Here is a 3,324-nt window from a genome sequence, read left to right as displayed (position 1 = left end):
AGGTCGGAAAACGAAAGTAGGAAGAAAGCTTTCGTTTTCCTCCTACTCGATTTTTGGGGACGTTGTATAAAAAACTCTCTCTCTTTTTTATTTTTCCCCACTTCACTTGTTAAGTTCAGGTTGTAGGTTTTAATGATATATGGTTTGATTTCCCTTTTTCCCCTCTTTTATAAATTAAATGCATGGTTATTGAAAATACTGCATGGCTTCACTTATTTTTTTTAGAAATAATTCGAAATTCTATCTAAAACAGTAAGTAAATTTAAAATCGTGGTTCATTTTATCTATAATCTTACTATATTCCGCACGTTTTTAATAACACGTATGAGATAAGTTATAATTTATGGAAAAAAATCGATTTACTATTTGTGCAAACAATTACATCGATTGTTTGCGACAAGAGGGTCGTTATTCTACGGCCCATGTGTATAAACACGCTATTCGTTCTTTTTCGCAGTTTTGTGGAACTCAATCCATCACGTTTAGTAAGATAAACCGTGAAACTCTAAAGAGGTATAGCAACTATCTGATGGCTTCCCGTTTGAAGCCCAATACGATTTCTACGTATATGCGTATGTTGCGTAGTATCTACAATCGTGGTGTCGATATGCATCAGGCTCCTTATGTACATGGTTTGTTCCGGGATGTTTTTACCGGGGTGGACACACGTCAGAAGAAAGCTATCCCGATCAGCGAACTTCACATGCTATTAAACAAAGATCCTCAATCGGAAAAGCTTCGCCGGACGCAGGCCATTGCCAATCTGTTATTTCAGTTTTGTGGAATGCCTTTTTCTGATTTAGCCCATTTGGAAAAGTCTAATCTGGAGCGGGGGCTTTTGAAGTACAATCGTACCAAGACCGGTACTCCTATGAGTATAGAAGTGCTGGAGTCAGCGCAGAATGCGATTGGGGGATTGTACAATAAATCTGACGCCCGGAGTTCTGGCTATCCTGATTATCTTTTCCGGATATTAAGCGGAGCGTACAAGCGGAATGAAGAAGGAGCCTATCGTGAGTATCAGTCAGCTTTGAGACGTTTTAATAATGAGTTGAAAAGCCTGTCCAGAAAATTAAGGCTACATTCGCCCGTCACGTCGTATACGCTTCGTCATTCTTGGGCTACGACTGCTAAGTACAGAGGTGTACCTATCGAAATGATTAGCGAATCACTAGGACACAAATCTATTAAAACAACACAGATATATTTAAAGGGTTTCGAATTGGAAGAAAGAACAAAAGTAAATAAATTGAATTATTCTTACGTTTGTAATTTTAAAATGCTTTGATTAATATTGTTAAAGCGTTATGGATTAGGGACTTAATGCTGATGTTACTTCTTAGGTAACGGAATTATATTCGCTACAAAGATAGGTAAAAATATTAATAGCAAACAAACAATAAACTTCTTTTTTTCCTTTTTCTCTAAAATATGCAACATAAATCTATCTGAACATGAAGGATAACATCTTCATGCTCAAAGGCTTTTTATTACCTAAATTCAAGAATGTTTTATATTGAATGTTAGGTGCCCGCTTTTATATTCCCTCATAATCGATTTTTTTCTTTTTTTCACAGCGATGTGCATTCTATATGTGTGTTGTCCGTTACCTAAGAAGTAACGGATGAACATGGGGTAAAAAAATATGATTTTAACGAAACCAAAATCAGTAAATGCCGGGCCTATTAGTGGGACAGGGGAAGGCGTAGCACACTCAAAACGCTGGTATGTAGCACTCGTTCGAATGCATCACGAGAAGAAAGTATCCGAGCGTTTGTCTAAGATGGGAATTGATTCTTTTGTTCCCGTTCAGCAACAGATCCATCAATGGAGCGACCGTCGAAAGATGGTTGATACAGTCTTGCTTCCCATGATGGTTTTTGTTCATGTCAATCCAAAAGAGCGTATGGAAGTCCTAAGCTTCTCCACTGTCAGCCGTTATATGGTGATGCGTGGTGAAAGCACTCCTGCCGTTATTCCTGACGAGCAGATGGCGCGTTTCCGTTTCATGCTCGATTATTCCGAAGAAGCAGTCTGTATGAATGATACTCCACTGGCGCGTGGTGAGAAAGTTCGTGTGATAAAAGGTCCTTTGAGCGGCCTTGTTGGCGAACTCGTGACTGTCGGGGGTAAGAGTAAGATTGCCGTTCGTTTAAATATGCTTGGCTGTGCTTGTGTAGATATGCCAATCGGTTATGTAGAACCCACAAAGATTAGTAATGACGACACAAAAAAACTTTAACGTATTTCTATTCATTCTACTGTTAGGAGTTTTTTCTCCTTTGATGGCTCAAAATATGAGTGATTCTCAAGTATTGGAGTATGTCAAAGAGGGGATTAGACAAGGGAAAGAACAAAAACAATTAGCCTCCGAACTTGCACGTAAGGGCGTGACTAAAGAACAGGCTATGCGTGTGAAGCAGCTTTATGAGCAGCAGAACAATGTCAATGCTTCCAACGCTACCGGTACGGATGTCAATGAATCACGCTTACGTGAAGAAATGAAGGAGAACACCTCCGATATGCTGGAAGACCATCCGAGTACTCAAGACCTTGCACGTAGTAATCAGGTTTTCGGACGTAACATCTTCAATACCCGTAACCTGACTTTTGAACCCAGTGTCAACATCGCCACGCCTTTAAATTACCGTCTCGGTCCCGGTGATGAAGTGATTATCGACATCTGGGGAGCCAGCCAGAACACTATCCGCCAACAGATTTCTCCTGATGGCACTATCAACATTCAGAAAATAGGTCCCGTCAACCTGAACGGCCTGACTATTTCTGAAGCCAATGACTATCTCAAGAAAACATTAAACAAGATATATAATGGTCTTAATAATACGAATGACCCCACTTCTGACATCCGTCTGACTTTGGGTAGCATCCGTACTATTCAAATCAATGTAATGGGTGAAGTAGTCCAGCCGGGCACTTACTCTCTTTCTTCCTTTTCTACTGTCTTCCACGCACTTTACCGTGCAGGAGGTGTGAGTGACATAGGTAGCCTTCGCAATGTCCAGCTGGTACGTAACGGTAAGAACATCGCCACAATCGATGTCTACCAATTTATCATGAAAGGCAACATTCAGGATGACATCCGTCTTCAGGAGGGCGATGTAGTAATAGTCCCTGCCTATGACGTATTGGTTAAGATCGACGGAAAAGTGAAACGCCCGATGCGTTTCGAAATGAAAAAGGATGAGAGTCTATCTACTCTTATCAGCTATGCCGGTGGCTTTGAAGCCGATGCCTATACTCGTTCCTTACGTGTCGTACGCCAAAACGGACAGGAGTATGAAGTAAACACAGTCAAAGACCTTG

General features: G+C 40.7%; 3 protein-coding genes. All 3 read left to right on the top strand.

Annotation, left to right across the window (positions count from 1 at the left end; all coding sequences use genetic code 11):
* Positions 1-343: 343 nt before the first annotated feature.
* Complete coding sequence (locus ACT8YW_RS22555) at positions 344-1,288, top strand: tyrosine-type recombinase/integrase (protein ID WP_128858543.1); 945 nt, start codon at positions 344-346, stop codon at positions 1,286-1,288.
* A 357-nt stretch (positions 1,289-1,645) separates the two neighbouring features.
* Complete coding sequence (locus ACT8YW_RS22550; RefSeq protein WP_008025447.1) at positions 1,646-2,242, top strand: UpxY family transcription antiterminator; 597 nt, start codon at positions 1,646-1,648, stop codon at positions 2,240-2,242.
* Positions 2,220-3,324, top strand: a 1,105-nt coding sequence (locus tag ACT8YW_RS22545; RefSeq protein ID WP_444107211.1) for an SLBB domain-containing protein, incomplete at its 3' end; no start/stop codon positions are given. The genes ACT8YW_RS22550 and ACT8YW_RS22545, both read left to right, overlap by 23 nt.

Source organism: Bacteroides sp. (genome assembly GCF_052357945.1).
In the GTDB taxonomy this organism is placed as follows: Bacteria; Bacteroidota; Bacteroidia; order Bacteroidales; family Bacteroidaceae; genus Bacteroides.
The sequence above is the reverse complement of the archived record's forward strand: the minus strand, read 5'-3'. Positions and strand labels throughout refer to the sequence as shown.